The 24440-nt window shown below is 36.3% G+C and carries 18 protein-coding genes; 11 read left to right on the forward strand and 7 right to left on the reverse strand.

Annotation, left to right across the window (positions count from 1 at the left end; all coding sequences use genetic code 11):
• Positions 1-184: 184 nt before the first annotated feature.
• The 3 genes from QWY91_RS16175 to QWY91_RS16185 are packed head-to-tail and all read right to left on the reverse strand — an operon-like array spanning position 185 to position 7013.
• Entirely contained in the window at positions 185-1795 is a 1611-nt protein-coding gene (locus QWY91_RS16175; RefSeq protein ID WP_290236532.1) for an OmpA family protein, read from the reverse strand.
• Positions 1796-1806: 11 nt separating this feature from the next.
• A complete protein-coding gene (locus QWY91_RS16180) occupies positions 1807-2745 on the reverse strand; it encodes a PorP/SprF family type IX secretion system membrane protein (RefSeq protein ID WP_290236533.1) in 939 nt (312 codons plus the stop codon).
• A 20-nt stretch (positions 2746-2765) separates the two neighbouring features.
• Positions 2766-7013, reverse strand: a complete 4248-nt coding sequence (locus tag QWY91_RS16185; RefSeq protein ID WP_290236534.1) for a T9SS type B sorting domain-containing protein — start codon at positions 7011-7013, stop codon at positions 2766-2768.
• Between the two features lie 204 nt (positions 7014-7217).
• Between QWY91_RS16185 and QWY91_RS16190 the strand changes: the two genes are divergently transcribed.
• From QWY91_RS16190 to QWY91_RS16215, 6 genes are read left to right on the forward strand one after another with little or no spacing between them, the layout of a single operon-like run.
• Positions 7218-8105: a tetratricopeptide repeat protein gene (locus QWY91_RS16190; protein WP_290236535.1), complete on the forward strand. Its 888-nt coding sequence runs from the start codon at positions 7218-7220 to the stop codon at positions 8103-8105.
• A gap of 54 nt (positions 8106-8159) precedes the next feature.
• Positions 8160-9512 carry a UDP-N-acetylmuramate--L-alanine ligase gene (locus QWY91_RS16195; protein WP_290236536.1) on the forward strand — a complete coding sequence of 451 codons (1353 nt, stop codon included), beginning with the start codon at positions 8160-8162 and terminating at the stop codon, positions 9510-9512.
• A gap of 49 nt (positions 9513-9561) precedes the next feature.
• Positions 9562-10260: a RadC family protein gene (radC, locus tag QWY91_RS16200; protein ID WP_290236537.1), complete on the forward strand. Its 699-nt coding sequence runs from the start codon at positions 9562-9564 to the stop codon at positions 10258-10260.
• 11 nt (positions 10261-10271) lie between these two features.
• Positions 10272-11561, forward strand: coding sequence for a polysaccharide deacetylase family protein (locus QWY91_RS16205; RefSeq protein ID WP_290236538.1), 1290 nt, complete (start codon positions 10272-10274; stop codon positions 11559-11561).
• The gene (locus tag QWY91_RS16210; RefSeq protein ID WP_290236539.1) at positions 11548-12237 is read left to right on the forward strand and encodes a YjjG family noncanonical pyrimidine nucleotidase; all 690 of its coding nucleotides are present in this window, start codon (positions 11548-11550) and stop codon (positions 12235-12237) included. The genes QWY91_RS16205 and QWY91_RS16210 overlap by 14 nt, the downstream gene beginning before the upstream one ends.
• Before the next feature lie 55 nt (positions 12238-12292).
• A complete protein-coding gene (locus tag QWY91_RS16215; protein WP_290236540.1) occupies positions 12293-13126 on the forward strand; it encodes a hypothetical protein in 834 nt (277 codons plus the stop codon).
• Here QWY91_RS16215 and QWY91_RS16220 read toward each other — a convergent pair.
• The gene (locus QWY91_RS16220) at positions 13123-14397 is read right to left on the reverse strand and encodes a replication-associated recombination protein A (RefSeq protein WP_290236541.1); all 1275 of its coding nucleotides are present in this window, start codon (positions 14395-14397) and stop codon (positions 13123-13125) included. The two genes, QWY91_RS16215 and QWY91_RS16220, sit on opposite strands and share 4 nt — an antisense overlap.
• Positions 14398-14483: 86 nt before the next feature.
• Between QWY91_RS16220 and QWY91_RS16225 the strand changes: the two genes are divergently transcribed.
• Positions 14484-15224, forward strand: coding sequence for a rhomboid family intramembrane serine protease (locus tag QWY91_RS16225; protein ID WP_290236542.1), 741 nt, complete (start codon positions 14484-14486; stop codon positions 15222-15224).
• Between the two features lie 3 nt (positions 15225-15227).
• On the opposite strand, the gene rlmB is transcribed toward QWY91_RS16225, so the two are convergent.
• The 3 genes from rlmB to QWY91_RS16240 form a co-directional block, all read right to left on the reverse strand.
• The gene (gene rlmB / locus QWY91_RS16230) at positions 15228-15962 is read right to left on the reverse strand and encodes a 23S rRNA (guanosine(2251)-2'-O)-methyltransferase RlmB (RefSeq protein WP_290236544.1); all 735 of its coding nucleotides are present in this window, start codon (positions 15960-15962) and stop codon (positions 15228-15230) included.
• A 97-nt stretch (positions 15963-16059) separates the two neighbouring features.
• Complete coding sequence (locus QWY91_RS16235; protein ID WP_290236545.1) at positions 16060-17487, reverse strand: SusD/RagB family nutrient-binding outer membrane lipoprotein; 1428 nt, start codon at positions 17485-17487, stop codon at positions 16060-16062.
• A gap of 52 nt (positions 17488-17539) precedes the next feature.
• A complete protein-coding gene (locus QWY91_RS16240; protein ID WP_290236546.1) occupies positions 17540-20752 on the reverse strand; it encodes a SusC/RagA family TonB-linked outer membrane protein in 3213 nt (1070 codons plus the stop codon).
• A gap of 368 nt (positions 20753-21120) precedes the next feature.
• Between QWY91_RS16240 and rpsL the strand changes: the two genes are divergently transcribed.
• Genes rpsL through rpsJ form a run of 4 tightly spaced genes read left to right on the forward strand, consistent with a single transcriptional unit; the run spans position 21121 to position 24431 of the window.
• The gene (rpsL, locus tag QWY91_RS16245) at positions 21121-21495 is read left to right on the forward strand and encodes a 30S ribosomal protein S12 (protein ID WP_010230128.1); all 375 of its coding nucleotides are present in this window, start codon (positions 21121-21123) and stop codon (positions 21493-21495) included.
• Positions 21496-21520: 25 nt separating this feature from the next.
• On the forward strand, positions 21521-21997 hold the full coding sequence (gene rpsG, locus QWY91_RS16250) for a 30S ribosomal protein S7 (protein ID WP_290236550.1): 477 nt from the start codon (positions 21521-21523) through the stop codon (positions 21995-21997).
• Positions 21998-22003: 6 nt separating this feature from the next.
• Positions 22004-24115 (forward strand): elongation factor G, encoded by a 2112-nt coding sequence (fusA, locus tag QWY91_RS16255; RefSeq protein WP_290236551.1) that lies wholly within the window; start codon positions 22004-22006, stop codon positions 24113-24115.
• A 10-nt stretch (positions 24116-24125) separates the two neighbouring features.
• Positions 24126-24431, forward strand: coding sequence for a 30S ribosomal protein S10 (rpsJ, locus tag QWY91_RS16260; protein WP_092543176.1), 306 nt, complete (start codon positions 24126-24128; stop codon positions 24429-24431).
• The last annotated feature ends 9 nt before the right edge of the window (positions 24432-24440 follow it).

Here is a 24440-nt window from a genome sequence, read left to right on the forward strand (position 1 = left end):
TTACGATTTAAGATAAACTTCAACCTGATCTGTAGTATAAGTTTACAATTCGACCCTAGGTCGGGTTGATATGCAATAGAACGATTGAGGTGTAAAGATTCGATTTAGTTGAAATAGCAAAATAGTAGAAATAAAAAAAGCTCCGGTAATACCGGAGCTTTTAAGTTTTATGAAGTTTTGTTAATTAGTCTTCAACAACTTCCATAGTAGTAAACGTGATTACACTTCTACGGTTTTTAGCATATTCTTCTTCTGTACATCCTTTTGCTTCAGTACAATCATTTACTGGTTGCGATTCTCCGTAACCTTTTGTAGTGATATTTTCAGAAGAAATACCGTTGCCAACTAAATATTCTTTAGTAGCATCAGCTCTACGTTGTGAAAGCTTAAGGTTATACTCATCAGAACCTCTTGCATCTGCATGAGAAGCGATTCTAATATTTGTAGCCTTACTATCTTTAAGGATATCGATAACTTTATCTAACACTTCTTGATATTCAGCAGTAACTTCAGATTTATCGAATTCGAAGTAAATTTTATTTTCGTGAGGAATATCAATTTGTCTGGTTTTCTTAACATACTTAGTTTTTGTGAAAGAATATAAGTTGTCGTTACCACCTCTGTTAGATGTCAAAAATCCTTTCTTTTCACCTTCTTTGATAATAAAAGCGAAATCATCGTAGGCACTATTTATAGAGCTTCCTAAGTTTTCAGCTTCAGTGAAATCACCTTCAGATTTGTAAACATCCAAGTTTCCAAATCCCATATGGCCATCTGATGCGAAATAAAGAACATTGTCTTCACTAACGAATGGAAACTGCTCTCTGTGCTCTGTGTTAATTCCAGCACCAAGATTTTCTGGAGTTCCATAAGTTCCGTCATCATTTACAGAAACTTTATAAAGGTCAAAACCTCCTTGTCCTCCTGGCATATCACTAGCAAAATAAAGTGTAGAACCATCAGGGCTTAAAGCTGGATGCTCTGTAGAGAACTCTTCACTTGTAAAAGGAAGTGCTTCAATATTTGTCCATTGTTCATCAACTAATTCAGCTCTGTAAATTCTAATGTTAGCAACTCTAAGACCTTCTTCAGTTTTAAAACGCTTTTCATTAGTTCTGTCAAAATACATTACTGTTCCATCTTCACTAACTACTGCAGAGCTTTCGTGCTCATCTGTATTAATAGCATCAGAGAAAAGTACTACGTTGCTAATCTCACCTTCTTCAGAAATATCACCTGTATATAAATCTAATGCAGGTTTTTTGTTCCATGGATAAATAGGGCGAGCTGTATTTCTTGTTGAAGCAAATGCGATTTTATCTTCTCCAAAATAAGAGATTCCAAAATCTGAAGATGCAGCGTTATCTGCAGCTACCATTTGAGGTTCGTAGATGTATAGATTACTCGAATCTACAATGCTTTCTTCAAACTCTTGCATGTCTACATCTTTACCATAGTAAGATGCGAAATACTTATCTGCTTCATCATTTTTATTAGTAGCACGAAGTGAGTGTGCGTACCTGAATTCGTATTCAGGTGCTACAGTTTCCTCATGTCTTTCGAATAAAGTTGAATACACTCCAGCTGCGTTTTGCATCTGATTCGTGTAGAAATAAGCATCTCCAAGATTTTGAAGAACTTCCTGGTCCTTTTCTGATACTCCTTCGTACGTCGAAGCAGCATCTATGTAAGCACGCTGAGCGAAAAGCTTGTCGGCTTTCCTGATTTCAGACCTTTGTCCGAAAGCTGTGATGCTTACAAGAAATATTAATAATGTACTATAAATGTTTTTCATATTAATCTTTTTTAGAAGAATCTAGGAGACTTGTCGTATCCTTTGTTTAAACCGAATAAATCTATATCAAACAATACCATGATTTCATGAGTACCGTCGTTGTAGTTTCCAAAATTCGTTGTGGTATAATCATACGCATAACCTACACGAAGTTGAGGAGTGATCTTAAAGTTAACCAATCCAGTTACTGACTCATCAAATCTATAACCAAGACCAGCTTCTAAACGATTGTATAAAAGAACATTTGCAGTTACATCTACAGATAATGGAGAGTTTTTTACACCTCTAGCCATAAATGCAGGTTTTAGTTTTACACTTGGACTAAGGTCAAATACATATCCCCCTGTTAAAAAGTAGTGAATTTCTTCTTCTCCAATTCCCTGAATTCCTTGTTCGTTTTCGATATGCTTCGCAGTGAAAAGGTTTGGGGCAGATACACCTAAATAGTAGTTGTCGCTAAACCAAAATGCACCAGCACCGAATACTGGAAAGGTTTCATTGTAGCTATTGAAAGCTGGATCATTAGGATCTGGAAGTATAATTCCGCTTGTATTAGAATCGAAAGTAGTTATACCAGCTTTTGCACCAAGAGATAATTTACTGTTGTTGCTTAATGGTAATACATAAGCGAAATCTGCTGTAATATTATTCTCTTTTACCCAATCTCCAATTTCGTCGTGAACTACGGTTAAACCAACCTCAATTCTTTCGCTTATCGGAGTGTGAGCGAAGAAGTTGGCGGTGCGAGGTGCACCGTCAACATTTACCCACTGAGCTCTGTAGATTCCACCAAGGTTTAACATCCCTGGGTCATCTGTAGCATATGCCGGGTTCACAACGCTCATGTTATACATGTATTGTGTGAACACAGGATCCTGCTGAGACATTCCTTTTGCGGAGAAAAGGATAATGCCTATAAATATTAGATATTTTGTGATTGTATTTTTCATTTCTTTCTAGTTTATCCTAATTATCTGCTTAAGTATACTCTTCCTTGTTTAGCAGGAGTTGCACCGTCATTGAATTCAATCACATAGAAGTATACTCCTACAGGTAGTACATTATCTCCGACTGAAGATTCTGTAGATGTACCATCCCAGTTTGGCGTACTGGTATTTCCTTTGTACACCATATTACCCCATCTGTTGTAGATTTCAATTACGTAGTTTGGATATTCATCTGCAAGATATTGTATATCAAAAGTGTCGTTCATACCATCACCATTTGGAGATATACCTTCTTGGAAGATTAGTTCACAATCAGTAAAGTTTACTGTGTAAGCTCTTCTGATTGCACTTTCACAACCTGTTGCACTATCGAATGTACTAGCATAATAAGTCATTCCATCCTCTAAAAGTAAACCTTCGCTTAAAGCTTGTCCACCTTCTTCAGAATCGTACCATGTAATTTCCCCTCCGCTTGTAATTCCATCAGTAAGATAGGAGATAGTTCTTTCGTCAAATTCACAAATTTGGAAATCACTATCATCTATTACTGGAGTTTCTGGATCATTCACTGTTACATTTATGGCAGCAGTTTCAGATTCACATCCAGAAGCATTCATTTGAGTGGCATAATATGTTCCAGAAGTTAGTACATCAGTAGCATCTAACATATCCTCATCTTCAGCTTCAGCTTCTGAGTAATAAGTAACACCATTTCCAGTAACAGCCAAATCAGCTACGGTAGCACCATCAATAGCACAAAAGCTTAGATCTGTTACACTAGGCGCATCCGGAAGTTCATTTACTGTTATCGTTAGAGTAGCATTTTCATTACCACATTCATTAATAGTTGTTACTGTGTAAGTAAATATGAAGTCACCTGCTGCGCTTGGATCAAATTCCGTAACTGTAGCGTTGTTTTCATTTGTGAAATTACCACCGTTCGTAGCATCTGCGCTTAAATAGTCTGCTAAAATAATGGTTTCATCATTTGCACAAACAACCACAGTCATATTCTCACCTGCAGTCACTGTTTCTAAAACCGTAACCGTAAAAGTGGTAGAAAGTGGACCATCAACACATGGGGCAGTCTCATCTAATGAATAGGTTATTTCGTAGTCACCAGGTGTTGTTTCGTTGAATAAACCATTTGCATATCCCTCAAAAGTACCTGTGTTATTTACACCGTCTTCTAAAATACTGTAAAGATCAGTTTCTACGTTTGAACAAAAAGTTTGGTCTTGAATTTCACCAATACTGTCTGTGCTAAACACATTGATAGTAAAACTAGCTGAATCAGAAGTACCAGTATTCACACAAGGATCACCTTCATCAACCGTATAAGTTACTGTGTAAGCACCAGCTTCTGTTGCTGTAAACATTCCGTCAGTTACTCCATCTCCAGTGAAGTCACCAGAAGTAAGCGCATCTTCACTTAAGTAAGTAAATAAGTCAATTGTCTGGTCTACACAAGATGTAAACTCTATATCCTCACCAGCGTTTGCATCAGCAAGCGTATTTACAGTAATTGTAAAAGTAGCCGAATCAGAAGTACCTGCATTTACACAAGAATCATCTTCATCTATAGTATAAGTTACAGTGTAGTTTCCAGCAGTAGTAGCCATGAACATTCCATCAGTTACTCCATCTCCAGTGAACTCCCCAGAAGTGATGGCATCGTCAGAAAGGTAAGCTACAAGATCGATAGACTCATTAACACAAGCATCGAAATCCATATCCTCACCAGCATTTGCATCAGCAGGCGTATTTACAGTAATTGTAAAGGTAGCTGAATCAGAAGTACCTGCATTTACACAAGAATCATCTTCATCTATAGTATAAGTTACAGTGTAGTTTCCAGCAGTAGTAGCCATGAACATTCCGTCAGTTACTCCATCTCCAGTGAACTCCCCAGAAGTGATGGCATCGTCAGAAAGATAAGCTACAAGATCGATAGACTCATTAACACAAGCATCGAAATCCATATCCTCACCAGCGTTTGCATCAGCAGGCGTATTTACAGTAATTGTAAAAGTAGCCGAATCAGAAGTACCTGCATTTACACAAGAATCATCTTCATCTATAGTATAAGTTACAGTGTAGTTTCCAGCAGTAGTAGCCATGAACATTCCATCAGTTACTCCATCTCCAGTGAACTCCCCAGAAGTGATGGCATCGTCAGAAAGGTAAGCTACAAGATCGATAGACTCATTAACACAAGCATCGAAATCCATATCCTCACCAGCATTTGCATCAGCAGGCGTATTTACAGTAATTGTAAAGGTAGCTGAATCAGAAGTACCTGCATTTACACAAGAATCATCTTCATCTATAGTATAAGTTACAGTGTAGTTTCCAGCAGTAGTAGCCATGAACATTCCGTCAGTTACTCCATCTCCAGTGAACTCCCCAGAAGTGATGGCATCGTCAGAAAGATAAGCTACAAGATCGATAGACTCATTAACACAAGCATCGAAATCCATATCCTCACCAGCGTTTGCATCAGCAGGCGTATTTACAGTAATTGTAAAAGTAGCCGAATCAGATCCACTAGTAATACAACTGTTAGTGCTATTTACAGTATAAGTAATAGTATAATCACCCGCTGTAGACACAGAGAATTGTGTTCCAGAAACGCCGTTTCCTGCAAAAGTACCTGTAGTAATAGCATCACTACTTAGGTAATCAGTAAGTTCGATAGTATCATTAATACAAACATCGAAAGAATTGTCATCTCCAGCTTCAGGTGTTGCTGCTGGTGTTATAGTTACGTCAAATTCTGTGTCGTCTGATACACAAGAACCATTTGTGGCAACAGCATAATAGGTTCCCGTAGCTAGTGGAGTAGTAGGCTCAAGTTCGGTTGTTAAAGCTGCATCATCGTATACAGCAACGGTAGCATCAGTTCCTAAATCAGCAACTGTAGCATTGTCATTTTCACAGAATGTTTGGCTTGCAATGATAGGAGCATCTGGCTGCTCAGAAATTGTAACCTCGAAGTCAGTAGTTTCAGAAGTACAAGATCCGTCATTAGCAACTGCGAAATAAGTTCCATCTTGTAGGACAGTTGAAGGAGTAAGTTCTGTAGTTAAAGCTGCATCATCATAAATAGAAACATTTGCATCTGTACCTAGATCGGCTACAGTAGCATTATCTGTTTCACAAAATTCTACATCAGCAATTACTGGAGCGTCTGGTTGCTCAGTTACTGTTATTGTGAAGGTAGCTTCGTCAGAAGTACATTCATCTTCAACGGAGTAAATAACAGTATAATCTCCATCAGCATAATTTGACGGATCAAATTGACCATTAAGATCTGTTCCATTTAGTGTGAAAGTCCCATCTGTATCAGCATCAACAGAAATAAGAGTTGATAAGTCAAGAGCAGCTTCAATAGAACATAATGCAGCGGTATTGTCATCACCAGCATTAACAGGCTCTATAACAGTTACGGTAACTTCAAATCTATCTTCACTCTCTGTTGGAGGTAAAGGAGACCCCACGTTGTTAATAACCTGAGTAGCATAATAAGTTTCTCCATCTACCAATATTACGTCATCATCCAAGGCAGGATTAGAAGTCGCAGTGCTGTACCAACGAATTGCCTGAGTATTTGCGCTAGTGCCATTGGCTACTAGATCTGCAACTGTTGCCTCCGGGCAAAAAGTTTGCTGAGCATCTCCTGTTGGAGCTTCTGCGATTATAGGATCGTATCTAATAGCCAATCTTTCAGAAGGACATACATTACCTGTCTGTCCTACCCAATATGAATTTTCAGCAATTAAAGTAGTGTTCCCTGGAAGTGAATTGGTATCATATTGATCTGCGAATACAACCAAAGTCATTCCTGGGTTGTCGTCTACCAAAGTCGAAATTAAATCATCCACATCAAAAGAATCTGCTGAAGATCCAAGAGTAGGTGAAAAGGTAGTTCCGTATCCAGAAACTGGAGCGGGAGCTGAGTTAACTGTTGTTGTAACAGCTATTCTTGAAGTGCAATCTCCATCGGCATTGCCTACAAAGTAAGTTGCTCCATTTTCCAGTAGTTCATTACTAGGAATAGGATTCTCAGAATCTTGAGTTCTGTAAACTGTAGTTCCATCAGTTTCTATTTCTCCTACAGTTTGTAGGTAACAGAAAGTCTGATTTTGGTCGGTATTTGCCGCTGTTGGACAACCAGCTTGCTGGCCATGCATCGACAAACCTCCCATAAATAATACAAAGGATAATAGGAACAATTTAGTTCCCCTAATCCTCAAAGTAAAATTTTGCATAGGCTAGGTGTTAAATTCGAATAATTATAATTAAAAAATAAAATATTTATAGCGCAAATATTGTAATAATTTTTAACATGCAGATGGAAATAATGCCCATATTTAGGAATTATTAGTATTTTTCCCCTTAATAAGGAAAAACTGTTAAAACTATTTGCAAAGAAATCTTAAAATACTAATGCATAATCTTAAAAAAATTAACGTTTGCAGGTAAAAACTCTTTTTAAAATCATTTTTTGTGTACTTTTTAGTTGTAAAACCGATGCGCAATCTAGTCACGAAATAAAAATAACTGAAAATTTTATACAAAATTATGAATTGGGAAAAGCAAGAACTTATGTTAATCAAAATTTCAAATTTACTGAGGCAGGGAAACTCTATTTAGGCGATATATCCAGTCATCTTAAAGAATGGAATAATGCTATTGGATATTATGAAAGTTTAATTGAACGCAAACCTAATTCTGCCCTATATCATTTTAAAGCTGGCGGAGCGATGGGCATGAAAGCTATCGAAATCAATAAATTTCAAGCTGCTTTTCTAATTCCCAAAGTGAAAGAGCATTTCGAAAAAGCGGCATCTTTAGATCCCAATCACGTAGAAACTAAGAGAGCTTTGTCCGAATTATATTTACAACTTCCTGCTGTTCTGGGTGGTAGTTTAGAAAAAGGATTAGCAAATGCTAAAAGTTTAAAAAATCTCAGTAAGCTTGATTATTACATAGCTATGGCTTCAGTCTGTAATTATAAGGATGAAAATCAAAAAGCCAAAAGATATATAAAAGATGGTATTGCTAAATTGAAAGCTCAACCTTCCTTGGTATTACGTAATTATCTCTATTTTGAATTTGCTCAGGATGGACTTCGTTATGGTGTTCCGGTAACTGAAGTAGATTTTTTGATGAAGAACTATATAGAAGGATTTAATTATTTGGATCTAAAAACACCTGCGGAAGCTTACTTAAAGCTTGCTCAGATTTCCGAAAAAAGAGACGATAAGTCTACTGCGCTCTATTATATCAATAAATCTTTAAAAAATGATAGTAAATCGAAATTAGCTTTAGAATTAAAAGAAGATATTCAGGATATGTGAAGTAGAACTTCGTGTTTAAAAAAGCAATAATTACATTTGCTGAAAATAGATTCGATGAACATTCATTTTATAGCTATAGGAGGTAGTGCAATGCATGCTTTGGCTATAGCACTTCATAATAAAGGATTTCAGATTTCAGGTAGTGACGATGCTATATTTGAACCTTCAAAATCTTCACTTCAGCAAAATGGTTTACTTCCAGATAAGTTTGGTTGGTTTCCGCAGAAAATTACAAAAGACTTAGATGCAGTAGTTTTAGGGATGCATGCTAGAGAAGATAATCCTGAGCTACTACAAGCTAAAGAATTAGGCGTTAAAATTTATTCTTACCCAGAGTTTATTTTTGAACAATCTAAAACAAAAACGCGCGTAGTAATTGGTGGTTCTCACGGTAAGACCACAATCACGAGTATGATCTTGCATGTGATGCATTATCACGATCGAGAAGTAGATTACTTGGTAGGAGCTCAATTAGACGGCCTGGACAATACGATTAAACTGAATGATCAAAATGATTTTATAGTTATCGAAGGTGATGAGTACTTATCTTCACCAATCGATCGCCGACCAAAATTTCATTTATACGAGCCCAATATTGCTTTACTAAGCGGTATTGCGTGGGATCATATTAACGTATTTCCTACTTACGAGAATTACTTGGAGCAGTTTAGTATTTTCGTAGATAAGATTGTAAATGGTGGAATCCTGGTTTACAACGAAGAGGATGCAGATTTGAAAACCATCGTGGAGAATAGCACCAATCCTATAAGAAAGCACGCGTATAAAACCCCCGAGTATTTTATTGAAGATGGAGAAACGGTTTTGGTTACTCCAGAAGGTGATATGCCATTAGAAATTTTTGGTAAACACAATTTAAATAATCTTGCCGGTGCAAAATGGATCTGCCAACACATGGGTATAGATGAAGAAGATTTTTATGAAGCAATTGCTAGTTTTAAAGGAGCTTCTAAAAGACTTCAGAAAATTAAAGAAACTGGAAATTTTGTAGCTTTTAAAGATTTTGCGCACAGTCCTTCGAAAGTGACCGCTAGTGTGAATGCTGTAAAAGATCAGTTTTTAGATAAAACTATAGTGGCATGTTTGGAATTGCATACGTTTAGTAGCTTAAATGAAAATTTTATTACTGAATATAAAAAATCTCTAGATGCGGTAGATGAAGCTATTGTTTTTTATTCTTCTGAAGCCGTTGCGCATAAAAAATTAGCACCTATTTCTACTGAAGCTATAAAGTCTGCTTTCGATCGAGATGATTTAGAAGTAATTACAGAAACTTCGGAATTAAAAAATCATCTAAAAAAATCAAATTTCGATAATTCAGCATTACTTTTTATGAGTAGTGGAAATTATGGAGGGATTGATTTGGAGCAGCTTGTAACCGAATTATAAAATTGGTTAAAATCTTACTTTATTTTCTAATGTATTGTATTTTAACGCTATGGAAGATCAAACAGAGCGTTTTAGTATCAAAAACTGGGCAATAGATGATAGGCCAAGAGAAAAATTACTTAGAAAAGGAAAGCTGAGTTTAAGTGATTCAGAATTAATCGCCATTTTAATAGGATCTGGTAACCGAAAGGAAACCGCGGTAGAGCTTAGTAAGCGTATTCTGGCGGCTACTCAAAATAATCTTAGTGAATTAGGGAAGCTGTCTGTCGGGCAGCTTTGTAAATTCAATGGGATCGGCGAAGCTAAAGCAATTACGATCATCGCCGCTTTAGAACTTGGTCGAAGAAGACGTTTAGAAAATGCTTTAGAAAGAGTAAAGATCACTTCTAGTCGATCTGTTTTCGAGCTGATGCAACCTATTATTGGAGAACTTCCTCATGAAGAATTTTGGATTATTTATTTAAATAATTCCAATAAAGTGATTGATAAATTACAATTAAGTAAAGGCGGGATTACCGGTACTTTAGTAGATGTTAGACTTACTTTGAAGAAAGCATTAGAACTTGGTGCGGTCGCCATAATTTTAGCGCATAATCATCCCTCGGGAACACTAAAACCTAGTACAGCCGATAAGAACTTAACGCAAAAACTAAAGACAGCTTCAGAAAGTCTGGATATAAAAGTACTCGATCACTTAATTGTAACTGAAATGTCCTATTTTAGCTTTGCGGACGAAGCGATTCTATAAATTTTCCCTTAATGCTACTGGTCTACACGCAAAAAGTTACTCCAAGAATCATCTATATTTTTAAGCATATTTGTACAAACATGCTAGGGATAGAGATCAAGTTCACCTCCAAAATAGAGGAGTTTGTGGCACACGATGGCTTCAAGATGTCCTACGGAAAGCAACCACTTGGTAACGAATTTTTTATTCAGAATACAGATATTTTACTCGAACATGGTTTCGAGGAACTGGAAATTAAAGTACAGCCTTGGGGAAATACCGTTTGTTTTTTTCCAGTAAGCGATAATAGCAATTTACCCTTCGATATTTTTGCGGCTTCTTTTTATCTGCTCACGCGATACGAAGAATATCTCCCTCACGTAAAAGACGAAGCGGGCCGATTTCCTGTTTCTGAAAGTTTGGCGTATAAAGAAAGCTTTTTAAAAACGCCGGTTGTAGATATTTGGGCATACAAATTTAAAGAAGTTCTAAAAGAGAAATTTCCAGAAATGGTTTTCAATACAACCAACTTTAGAGCAGAAACTATTTTTGCAATAGAGCATGGTTTTGTATTCAATAATAAAGGAATTATCAGGAGTGTAGTAGGCTGGGGGAACGATCTTGTGAAACTGCACTTCCACAGATTTATAGATCGGGTAAAATCATGGATGAAACTAAAGAAAGATCCTTACGATGTGTTTGATGACCTTGTTCGTTTAATTAAAGAGCATTCGTTAACTACCATCTTCATGTTTAAGGTTGCCGATTTTACGCTTTACGACAGAAACATTAATTACAATAGAATTCCCTATCGCTCTAATATAAAATATGTTTCAGATTATGCCAAAGTTGGCCTTTTATTGGGACATTATTCTTCTCAGACTTTAAAAACCTTGAGGGTAGAAAAATTTCGTCTCGAAAATATAATTCATTATCCTTTAGAAAATATTCTTAACGCTAATTACGATTTAGGTATTCCCGATCATTTTAATACGTTAGCCGAATTAGAATTCGAGAATGATTATTCAATGGGATATCCAGACGATTTAGGTTTTAGAGCCGGTACGTGTTCTTCATTTTTATTTTACGATATCAATATGGAGATCACGAGTCCGCTTCAAATTCATCCTTATATCTTCAATTCTAATGTAGGAAAGAAGTTTTCTTCCGAAGAATTAAAAAAAGAAATTGGTAAAATTCATGAAAGGGTGAAAAGCGTAGGCGGAACCTTTAGAACGATTTTTAAAAACGAAGATTTTTCAGAATACTATAATAGTAACAGGTATTTTTCATTACTAAAACAAATTCATGAAATTGAATAATATAGAGCATGTGTTTTTTGATTTAGACCATACCCTATGGGATTTTGATAAAAATTCAGCACTCACTTTCGAATATATATTTAAGCTGAATAACATTGAGATAGAACTTCCCCGATTTTTGGAAGTTTATATACCTATAAATTTTGAGTATTGGGAGAACTATCGCAAAAACTTAGTTTCTAAAGAGAAATTGCGTTACGGGAGATTAAAAGACTCGTTTGCAACTTTATCTTATCAGGTATCCGATGAAGCAATTGATAAACTTTCCAATGATTATATCCTTTATCTTTCTGAATATAATCATCTTTTGGAAGGCGGAATAGCAGCTTTGGATTATCTTTCTGAAAAATATACGCTTCATATTATCACAAATGGATTTGAAGAAGTTCAGCGTAAAAAAATGAAGAATGCGAATATTTTAAACTATTTTGATACCGTTACTACTTCTGAAGAAGCCGGGGTAAAAAAGCCTCATCCTACCATTTTCGAGATGTCACTTAAAAAAGCCAATGCTTTACCTGCAAAATCGGTAATGATAGGCGATAATTATGAAGCAGATATTGTAGGAGCATCAGAATTTGGATTGCAGACGATTTATTTTGATTATTATAATAAGTCGGTTTACAAGGATGTTATAGGATTAAACAATTTAAAAAAGATTAATCAGTTTTTATAACAAGAACATTAGTGTTACTTTTTTATTTTTGAACTGAGAATTAAATTAAAATATAATGAAAAAGCTTTCCGTTTTATTTGCAATATTATTTACAGCAGTAATCTATGGTCAAAAAAGCGTAGATGATTATAAATATGTGATTGTTCCTGAGAAATTTGAATTCTTAAAGGAAAACAACCAATATCAGCTTAATGCACTTACGAAGTTTTTGTTGGAAAAATATGGATTTTCGACTGTGATGAAAGCCGCAGAAAAGCCAACCGAACTTCAGTCTAATAATTGTTTGGCTCTAGAAGCAGATGTTCATAATAATTCAGGCTTATTTGTGACCAAAATGCTACTTCAGTTAAAAGATTGCTACGGAAATGTGGTTTATGAGTCGGAAGAGGGGAGAAGTAGAGAGAAAAATTATAAAGCTGCCTATCACGAAGCATTGAGGGATGCATTTACATCTTTAGAAGATTTGGATTACACCTATAGTGACGATCCAATAGTGGAGAAAGCTCCTAAAAAAGAAGTTACAAAACAAACAACAACTGTGGCAAAGTCTGAAGCTTCTAATACTGTGGAGAAAGAAGTAGAAGTGGCTGAAGAAAACGAAATGGATCTTGAAGATCCTGTTGTTTCAACCTCTTCAGAAAAGTTTTATGTAAATGATAATTCTATTTATCATCTTAAAAATAACGAATCTGGATTTGGTTTCTATCAGAAAGGAATGGCAGAGCCTTTTGCGATGCTTATAAAATCAGAAGGTTCAGATAATTTTATTTACAATTCTCTAACTAAACAGGGAATCGCCTATTTCGCAGAGAACGGAAGCCTAGTCGTAGAAATTTTTGATCGCCAAAGCAATAAAACTGTCAAAACCGTTTACAAACTTCAGAATTAATAATTGTATTTTCCAGACCATCTTTTCCGAAGAAATTCACGTTGAGAGTTTTCTCTGGGATTGTTGCCAGGTTCATAAAGAATAGTATTTCTTACCTCGTCTGGTAGAAATTCTGCTTTTACAAAGTTGCCTTCATAGTTGTGTGCGTATTTGTAATTTTCACCGTAGCCTAAATCTTTCATTAATTTAGTTGGTGCGTTGCGAATATTAAGCGGGACAGAAAGATTTCCGGTTTGCTTTACTAAACTCAATGCTTGGTTAATAGCTTGATATGAGGCATTGCTTTTTGGCGAAGTCGCTAAATAGGTTACGCACTGGCTTAAGATTATTCGAGCTTCTGGATAACCAATAGTAGTTACTGCCTGGAAGGTGTTATTTGCGATTACTAGTGCTGTTGGATTCGCATTTCCTATATCTTCGCTCGCCAGAATTAGTAATCTTCTGGCAATAAATTTTACATCTTCACCACCTTCAATCATTCTGGCTAACCAATAAACGGCTCCGTTTGGATCGCTACCCCTAATGGATTTTATAAATGCTGAAATGATGTCGTAATGTTGCTCACCAGTTTTGTCGTAAAGCACCGTGTTTTGCTGTACTTTTTCAAACACTAAATCATTAGTAATCTCAGATCCTTCGTCGCTAGAATTAACTAAAAGCTCGAATATATTAAGCAACTTTCTCGCATCACCGCCACTTAACCTAAGCAGCGCTTCCGTCTCTTTCAGCTTTATATTTTTTGAAGCTATTATTTTGTCTTCTTTCATCGCTCTGTTGAGCAATGCAATAAGATCTTCTTTAGAGAAAGGCTTTAGTACGTAAACCTGACATCTGGAAAGTAATGCTGAAATAACTTCAAAACTTGGGTTTTCTGTAGTCGCACCGATTAAAGTAACCCAGCCTTTTTCTACGGCACCAAGAAGCGAATCTTGTTGAGATTTACTGAAGCGATGAATTTCATCTATAAAAAGTATCGGACTTTTTGTCGTAAATAAACCATCACTTTTCTTAGCTTTCTGAATAACTTCGCGTACATCTTTTACACCACTACTTATAGCACTTAGGGTGAAGAATGGACGATCGGATTCATTAGCGATGATATTGGCTAATGTAGTTTTACCAACGCCAGGAGGGCCCCAAAAAATCATCGATGGGATTATCCCTCTTTGTATTTGTTGTTTTAAAGCTCCTTTTTCGCCAATAAGGTGTGTCTGACTCAAATATTGTCCTAATGTCTTTGGTCGAAGTCTTTCTGCTAATGGTTCGCTCATAATGCAAATGTAAAAATTAGAATGACAAAATATCCACGAAGTTGAATTGGTTATTTTTTTGTAGTATGCTATAAAATTAATTGAGATTGAGCAGCAAGGAAAATTTTCAATTCACACCGGGAGTTATTGGTTACCCCTTAGCTTTTGTGTTAATCATCTGGATTATATTTTGGGCTGAAGTTAGATTTGGTTTCAGTCTAAATCATTTAGGAGTTTTTCCCAGAACTCTTAGTGGGTTGAGAGGAGTGCTTTTTTCTCCATTTATCCATAGTGGAATAAAGCATTTGTTTAATAACACGATTCCACTATTTGTGGTTTCTATGGCCTTATTTTATTTTTACCGAAGTATTCGATGGAAGGTTTTAGGTTATGGGTTTTTCTTAACGGGCATCTTAACCTGGCTAATAGCTAGACCGGCTTTTCATATCGGTGCTAGTGGAATTATTTACTTATTAGCAAGTTTCTTGTTTTTCAAAGGAATATTTTCAAAACACTACAGGTTGGTAGCGCTTTCGCTGATCGTCGTTTTTCTTTACGGAGGATTATTGTGGTATGTAACACCTATTGATCCTAAAATTTCTTGGGAAGGTCATCTCTCTGGTTTAATTGTAGGATTAATATTTGCCATTATTTTCAAAAAAAATATTGCGGTATCTCCAAAATATATTTGGGAGCAGGAAGATTATAACGAGGATGAAGATGAATTTATGAAGCATTTTGATGAAAATGGAAACTTCATCGAAAAATTACCTGAAGATGAAATCGCTGATGAAGAAGATCAAATTCAGGTAAATTATATTTTTAAAAAAGCCGATAAAAAAGATTGAAATTTAAAATCGCTGTCTTACTACTTCATAAAGAAAAGCACCACACGCCACAGATACATTTAAAGAAGCGATCTCCCCGCGCATTGGTAACTTAACCGAATGGTCTACTGTTTTTAAAATTGAAGGCGTTACGCCTTTTGCTTCGTTACCCATAACAATCGCTGTAGGTTTTTTGAAATCGACATCGTATAGATGAGTTTCTGTTTTCTCGGTAGCAGCAACAACCTGTATTCCGCTAGATTGCAAATAGAAAACTGCATCTTTAATATGGTTTACCTTGCAAATTGGAATTTTAAAGACAGCGCCGGCAGATGTTTTTACGGTGTCAGCATTTATAGGAGCAGCTCCTTTTTCAGGAATAATGATTGCGTCTACTCCGCAACATTCGGCAGTTCTAATAATCGCTCCAAAATTACGCACATCGTTTACTTGGTCTAACAGTAGGAAAAAAGGAGCTTCTTTTTTAGCCAATATCGGTTCTACAGCATCTTCTAAAGTTAGAAAATCGATTGGGCTTATTTTTGCAACAACACCCTGATGGTTTCCTTTGCTTAGTTTATGAAGTTTTTCCTGCGGAACGTAAGATACGTTGTAATGCCCTTTAGCAAGGGTTCTTTTTAATTCTGAAAACAGATCTCCCGCTAAGCCTTTTTGAATAAAGATTTTGTCTATTGTTTCTCCGCTTTCAATAGCTTCTATTACCGCCCTAATTCCAAATATTGTTGTAGCATCTTTCATGGGACAAAGTTAATTTTATTTAGAAGATATTTTAAATTTGTTGAATAAAAAACCACCCGTTGAGGGTGGTTTTTAAAGTTCTTAATTAGAATGTTACCTAGTCTACATCCCAAAATATTTTTGTTTGCTGAGTGTTTCCACCTATTGCTTCACCAGCAGCAGTATAATTAACTCCGTTGGCACTAGCTTCGATTACAGGGTAAGTAAAGCGATTTGGCACAGGTAAATCTGATACAGCAGCATTAGGAAGTTCAGGATATCCTAATTTTCTATATGTTGACCATCCTTCAAATCCACGATTGTACAATGAAATCCATTTTTGAATTCCAATTTTTTCTTGCCAAGAATCTCCTGATGTAGAGTAGTTCACATTATCTTCATCAATGTAGTCATCAGCTTCATCTGAAGTTCCTCCCCAATAAACTATAGAAGCTTCGATTGCAGAGTTGTAAAATTCCTCAGCATCACCAGTTATATAGCCTCTTTCAACAGCTTCCGCCATTAAAAATTGAACTTCAGAATAATCAAGAAGAACCCCTTCCAAAACTGGATTTTCAAATTTTTCACTGTATATGGTGCTGTTACTGTGTTGATTTCCACTTGCTGCGTATGGGCCTCCTTCATACTCAATTTCTTCAGTATCTGGATCATCCTGATTTGGAGCAAAGAAGTCATCTCTTCGTGGATCTTCCCTTTGGTTCATTGCATCAACAATTGTGTTCGCAGCAACGAAGTCTGTTCTGCCTGATTGAACTAAATCTTCCCATAGTGGGTTGGTGTTAGGGGAAGATTGAAGATACTGCATGGTAGCATTATCATCATTAGAAGAAAATACTCCTGCATTTATCGCTTCGGTAGCCATAGTAGCTCCTTTAGTATCATCCACTCCACCTAATCTCAAAGCGAGTCTTAATTTAAGGGAGTTTGCGAATTTCATCCAATCTCCAGTATTTCCGTCATAAATTAGATCAGATCCATTTCTAAAGCCATTAAATCCTGTATTTAATTGACCTATTGCGGCATTGAGCCTTTCTATGATGTCGTTATATATTGCTAGGTCATCATCATATGCCGGAGTAGTGTTGTCGATATCAAGTGCTTCAGTGTAAGGGATGTCACCAAAAGTGTCTACAAGAACATGATAGGTGTAAACCTTTAATATTTCAATGATAGCTCTTTGATTATCGATTTGCTCTTGAGGAATTTCCACAAGGAGTTCTTGCTCTCTCTGATCCATTAACTCAGCTGCGCGGTCTAAATCTTTCAGCACATCAGCATACATTATATTCCAATGGCTTTGGGGAATTGATCGGTTAATAAGATTGAAGTTTGCCTCATCCGTATAAGTAGTTTCCGTCCAATATTGTGCTAATAAACGATAGATGTTAGTATTAACATTCGTGTTTACCATTTGATCAACTAGACTTTTTGTAGCACTAGTAACTAAAGTTTCGTGTGGAACTTCAGTAGGATTCTTGCTATCTGTGTTTATATCTGATAAATCATCGGAACACGAAGTTATCATGAAAATAAGCAAGAACGAATATATATAGTTATTAATTTTCATTGTTCTTTTTTTAAAATTGTAGTCTAACATTTAGTCCATATTCTCTTACTGAAGGATATGCTCCAGATTGGTATCCTTGAACATTACCTGAACTTAATCCTGCTTCTGGATCCGAATAAGGAGTGTTTTTATGTATTATCCATAAATTTCTACCCACTGCAGAGAATGTAATATCTGTTAAGGATATGTCTTGAACCCAGTTTTTAGGTAAGGAATATGATAAAGTCACTTCTCTTAATTTAACATAGCTAGCATCATAAACATGTGCGGCATTAGGAGCGTAATAGTAACCTAATGCATTAGCGTAAGAAGTCATTGAAGTTCTTGTTTCATTAGGGGATCCATCTTGGTTTACTCCGTCCAATAAAATACCTCCTCCATCAGCTACAGGAGTTCTAACCGGATTTCCTAACTCATTTAATCCTGCGGTATTTTCTGTCACACCTGTGGCGTAACCATACCAAGTATCAAGAGAAAACACGTCTCCTCCCTGTTGTATATCTATTAAAAAGCTAAGTGATAAATTTTTATACCTCAATGTATTATTAACACCACCTTTCCAATCGGGATTGATGTCTCCGATAGGTTGAGGTGTAGCATCTACTACATATCTACCATTATCTTCATTGACTAATTTCTCGCCATTAACGAAGGTGTAGTTTGAACCCCATATGCTACCATAGGATTCACCGACGGGACCATTAATTGTAATTCCACCCTGAAGGGATGCTAGAACTAAGTTTTGGTTGTCACCGTTAAGTGATTTGACCGTGTTCTCATTTGTAAACCAGTTTACATCTACTCTCCATTCAAAATCTTCAGACCTTACAGGTGTCAAAAAAGCAGAAACTTCCAAACCTTTATTTTCTAATTCACCTGCATTAATATACTGGCTTGTATATCCAGTTGCACCACTAATTGTAGTGTTTACGATTTGATCAACTGTATTGGTTTTGTAGGCTGCTATATCGAAACCTGCTCTTTTATTAAAAAAGTTCATTTCTAAACCAACTTCATAACTCTTTTGAGTTTCGCTCTTTAAATTTGGATTGTTTTTAACCCTTTGAACAGATCTAAGAGGAGATGAAAAGCTTACAGGACTATCATAGACATCATTTACAGATAATGGAGGCGCATAATTTCCTACTTCAGCATAGTTAGCTCTTAATTTACCGAAACTAATTAAGCTTGAATCAAATAATTCTGAAAAAACGAATCCTCCATTTATTGATGGGTAGAAATACGTATTATCATCTTCAGGAAGGGTAGAAGATCTATCTATTCTTCCAGTAGCTTCTAAAAATAGGAAATCTCTAAAACCAAAAGAAACATTTGCAAAGTATCCATCGGCGATAAGTTCATAAGCATATTCCGAAGGAGGAACCAATAGATTAACAGAGTTTCTCAGAGCGTACTCTCCAGGAACTACTAAACCACCTTCTGTTTGGGATCTTAATCTTCTCTCTTTAACAGTTCTTCTTGTTGCTCCCAAGATACCAGTAAAGTCAATATCTTCAGTCAAATCGTGGTTGAAGTTGAGTAATAAATCATAATTCATTTCTCGATAATGACCGTCATATCTACTATATTCAGACACTCCATTGCTCCCTACATTTATTCTTTCTTCACGCAGATCGGTGTAATTATCCATTGAAGCCCTTGCGGTTACGTTGAACCAGTCAGCTACTTCATAGTTAAGGTTAGCATTACCAAAAAATCTGTCTCTAACATCGGTTTCATAATTTTCATATAATGTCCAGTATGGATTGTCAGTGTATTTTGGTCTAACGTTGCCATTAATAGGATCAGCCATATTCCATGTAACATTTCTTCTTGTTTCGAAATAGGCTTCTCTTTGTTTTTCAAAATCTACGTTGTTTTGATTCCATTGTCTCATACTCTGCAATATGTTCCTAGAATCATAACCAGTACCATATCTACCTTTACCAGTAGTTTTTGTGTAAGTACCTGTAACGCCAACCGTTAACTTATCTGTAAAATCATGGGAGCCGTTAAAATCTACAGTTTTACGTTTTATTTTGCTGTTAGGCAGAATTCCTTCTTGTTCAAATTGTGTAAAAGAAGTTCTGAATGAGCTTTTCTCGGTTCCTCCAGATACAGAAACACTATTATTTATAGCCGCTCCTGTTCGAAAAATAGATCCCGGGTCATTTTTTGAAGCGGTCCAAGGTGTCGCTTGTAAATAATTATCTGATTCAGGATAAAACGCATCCCATTGATAAACTAATAAGTTTGGATCGAATCTACCTCCGAAAGAAGCATCTTCATAGGTAGGGACTACTAGGTCGTTAGAGCCATCGCCATCAATGTCGGCATCATCGAAATAGCCAGTCTCCCCATAATAGGCTCCATAACCTGAACCGTATTCTTTTTGGTACTTCGTAAAAGTTGACTTATCATAATTTGAAAAAGTAACTCCTGAGTTTATTGTAACTCCAATTCCTGTGCTTCTTTTTCCAGATTTCGTAGTTATAATAATAGCTCCATTGGCAGCTCTTGAGCCGTATAGTGCAGAAGCCGCTGCTCCTTTCAGTACGTTAATAGATGCTACATCATCTGGATTTATATCCATAGCTGCATTACCATAATCGTAACCACCACCTCCTGAAGCCTGTCCGTCTGCATTAGTGTTCTGGTTACTAATAGGTACACCGTCTACAACAAACAGAGGTTGGTTGTTCCCAGTAAGAGAGGTGTATCCACGCAATATAATGTTGGATGATCCCCCTAAGCTAGAGCTCTTTTTTACATCCAGACCAGCAACTTTACCAGATAAGGAGTTAATGAAGTTTGCTTCTTTAGCAGTATTTACTTGATCTCCAGAGACCTCTTGTGTTGCGTAAGCGAGGGATTTCTTTTCTCTTGAAATTCCTAAGGCAGTTACAACTACCTCTTCAAGTTGAGATTCATCAGCCTTCATAACAACATCGATAGTATTATTGTTGCTAATTGGGTATTCAGCGGTTTCTAAGCCTACGAAGCTGAATTCTAGAATATCTCCTGTTTCAGCTTCTAAGGAGTAATTTCCATCAAAGTCAGTTTGTGTACCAATAGTACTTCCTTGGATGATAACGTTTACACCTGGTAATGGGATGCCGTCCTCGTCTGTTACGGTACCTGATACCGTTTTTTCCTGCGCAAAAGTAACATGCGCAATTAACGCTAAGAATAGCGTTAAAAAACTACATAGTTTTGTGTTCATTTTAAATTTGTTTGAATTAGCCAGCGTCAAATGTGATAATAAATAGTTAAGAAATCAAGTGTTTTGAAGGTGGTTAAATTATAGTATCGTCTATGAGCTCAGTAAAACTAAATCTATTTATCTGATTTGCAGTGTTTAGAGGAATGATGTTAAAATTAAGTTGAAATTAAATAATTAACAATCCAAACCCTAATTTAAGTTTTTTGTAACATAGATTTCATCTGATAAGAGAAAATGTTAAGAATAGTTCAATAATGCTATTTATATTATTTTGTACTCTAACTATTTGAATACTTGAAATTTATTTCTACCTTTGCGCACCTTTTAAGAGAAGGTGGTTTAAATTAATAATTATTGTAAAAGAAATTATGCCAACAATTTCACAATTAGTACGAAAAGGAAGAGCCAAGATAACTAAGAAGAGTAAATCGGCTGCTTTAGATTCGTGCCCTCAAAGAAGGGGTGTTTGTACACGTGTGTACACAACTACTCCTAAGAAGCCAAACTCAGCTATGAGAAAAGTAGCTAGGGTTAGGTTAACCAATGGTAAAGAGGTGAATGCCTATATACCAGGTGAAGGTCACAATCTTCAAGAGCACTCGATAGTATTAGTTAGAGGCGGAAGGGTAAAAGATTTACCAGGTGTAAGGTATCACATTGTTCGTGGTGCTTTAGATACCGCAGGTGTTGAGGGTAGAACTCAACGTCGATCTAAGTATGGAGCAAAACGCCCTAAGAAGTAATTTATTAAACTTTTAATGTAAAGAAATGAGAAAAAGACAGGCTAAGAAAAGACCACTTTTGCCAGATCCTAAGTTTAATGATCAACTTGTTACGCGTTTTGTGAACATGATGATGTGGGATGGTAAGAAATCGGTTGCCTTCAAGATTTTCTATGATGCAATTGCTATCGTAGAAGAGAAGAAGCAAGACGAAGAGAAATCTGGATTAGAAATCTGGAAAGATGCTTTGTCTAACGTAATGCCTCACGTTGAGGTGAGAAGTAGAAGAGTAGGAGGTGCAACCTTCCAAATTCCTATGCAAATTAGACCTGATAGAAAAGTGTCTACTGCAATGAAATGGCTTATTAGTTTTGCTCGTAAGAGAAATGAGAAAACTATGGCTGGTAAACTTGCTGCTGAGGTATTATCTGCGGCTAAGGAAGAAGGTGCTGCTGTGAAGAAAAGAGTGGATACTCATAAAATGGCGGAAGCAAACAAAGCATTCTCTCACTTTAGATTCTAAAATAAAATGGCACAAAGAGATTTAAAATTTACAAGAAATATAGGTATTGCTGCTCATATTGATGCTGGTAAAACAACAACAACAGAGCGTATCCTTTATTATACAGGTATCAGCCATAAAATAGGGGAGGTTCATGATGGAGCTGCTACTATGGACTGGATGGAGCAAGAGCAAGAGCGTGGTATTACTATTACTTCTGCAGCTACTCATTGTTCTTGGCCTTATAACGGTCATGAGTATATCGTGAATATTATCGATACTCCTGGTCACGTTGATTTTACAGTAGAGGTTGAGCGTTCACTTCGTGTATTAGACGGAGTTGTTGCTTTATTCTCTGCGGTTGATGGTGTAGAGCCGCAATCTGAAACTGTCTGGAGACAAGCTGATAAGTATCATGTACCTAGATTAGGATTTGTTAATAAAATGGATCGTCAGGGTGCAGACTTCTTTAATGTTTGCCGTCAGGTGAAAGAAATGTTAGGGGGTAATCCTGTTCCATTACAAGTTCCTATCGGTGATGAGGTAGATTTCAAAGGAGTAGTTGATCTTATTTCAAAGAAAGCAATTATTTGGAATGAAGAGGATCATGGGATGACTTATGAGACTATCGATATTCCTGAGGAGCTTTTAGATGATGTTAATAAATATAGAGCAGAGCTAGTAGAGGCTGTAGCGGAATATGATGAAGCTTTAATGGAGAAATTCTTCGAAGATGAAGATTCTATTTCTGAAGATGAGATTATTGCTGCATTGAAAGCTGCTACTTGTGATATGTCTATCATACCAATGATGTGTGGTTCTGCATTTAAAAACAAAGGAGTTCAAGCAATGCTTGATGCGGTAATGAGATACTTGCCATCTCCAGTAGATGTAGATGCTATCGTTGGAGAGAATCCAGATACAGGTGCGGAAGAAAGCCGTAAGCCTAATGTAGATTCTCCATTCTCAGCACTAGCTTTTAAAATTGCTACAGATCCATTTGTTGGTCGTTTAGCTTTCTTTAGAGTTTATTCTGGTACTTTAGATGCTGGATCTTATGTATTGAATGTTCGTTCTGGTAAGAAAGAACGTATTTCTAGAATCTACCAAATGCACTCTAATAAGCAAGAGCCAATCGATAAGATTGAAGCTGGAGATATTGGAGCTGCTGTTGGATTTAAAGATATTAAAACTGGGGATACTTTAACAGATGTTAATAATCCTATTATTCTTGAGTCTATGAGTTTCCCGGCGCCAGTTATTGGTATCGCTGTGGAGCCTAAGACTAAAGCTGATGTTGATAAAATGGGTATGGCTTTAGCTAAGTTAGCTGAAGAAGATCCAACTTTCCAGGTTAAAACTGATGAGGTTTCAGGTCAAACTGTAATTTCAGGAATGGGAGAGCTTCATATTGAGATTCTTGTGGATCGTCTAAAACGAGAATTTAAAGTAGAAGTTAATGAAGGTCAGCCTCAGGTTGAATACAAAGAAACAGTAACAAGAGTTGCAGATCATAGAGAAGTTTATAAGAAACAATCTGGTGGTCGTGGTAAATTTGCTGATATTGTTTTTGAAATGGGACCTGTAGATGAGGATTTCGAAGGTAAAGGACTTCAGTTTGTAGATAATATCAAAGGTGGTCGTATTCCTAAGGAATTTGTTCCTTCTGTTCAAAAAGGTTTCCAGGAAGCAATGAAGAATGGTCCTTTAGCAGGATTCCAAGTAGATACTTTAAAGGTAACTTTAAAGGATGGATCTTTCCACCCTGTGGATTCGGATCAGCTTTCTTTCGAATTGGCTGCAAAAATGGGATTCAAAGCTGCTGCTAAAAAAGCCGGAGCTGTAATTCTTGAGCCAGTAATGAAGATGGAAGTTGTAACTCCGGAGGAAAATATGGGTGATATTGTAGGTGACCTTAACAGAAGAAGAGGTCAGGTAAACAATATGTCTGATAGATCTGGAGCGAAAATTGTTAAAGCTGATGTTCCATTATCAGAAATGTTCGGTTACGTAACTACATTAAGAACACTTTCTTCAGGTAGAGCAACTTCAACAATGGAATTCTCACACTATGCTGAAACTCCTTCTAATATTTCAGAAGAAGTGATTAAAGCAGCAAAAGGGGCAGCTAACGAATAATATTAGGGTAATGAGTCAAAAAATCAGAATAAAATTAAAATCCTACGATCATAATTTAGTAGATAAATCTGCTGAGAAGATTGTAAAGACAGTTAAAACTACAGGAGCTGTTGTAACTGGACCAATTCCACTTCCAACACATAAAAAAGTATTTACTGTTTTAAGATCTCCTCACGTAAATAAAAAATCCAGAGAACAATTTGAATTAAGTTCTTATAAGAGATTATTAGATATCTACAGTTCTTCTTCTAAAACTATTGATGCTTTAATGAAATTAGAGCTTCCTAGTGGTGTAGAAGTAGAGATCAAAGTGTGATCTAAATTA

The organism is Zunongwangia endophytica (assembly GCF_030409505.1).
Classification (GTDB): Bacteria; Bacteroidota; Bacteroidia; order Flavobacteriales; family Flavobacteriaceae; genus Zunongwangia; species Zunongwangia endophytica.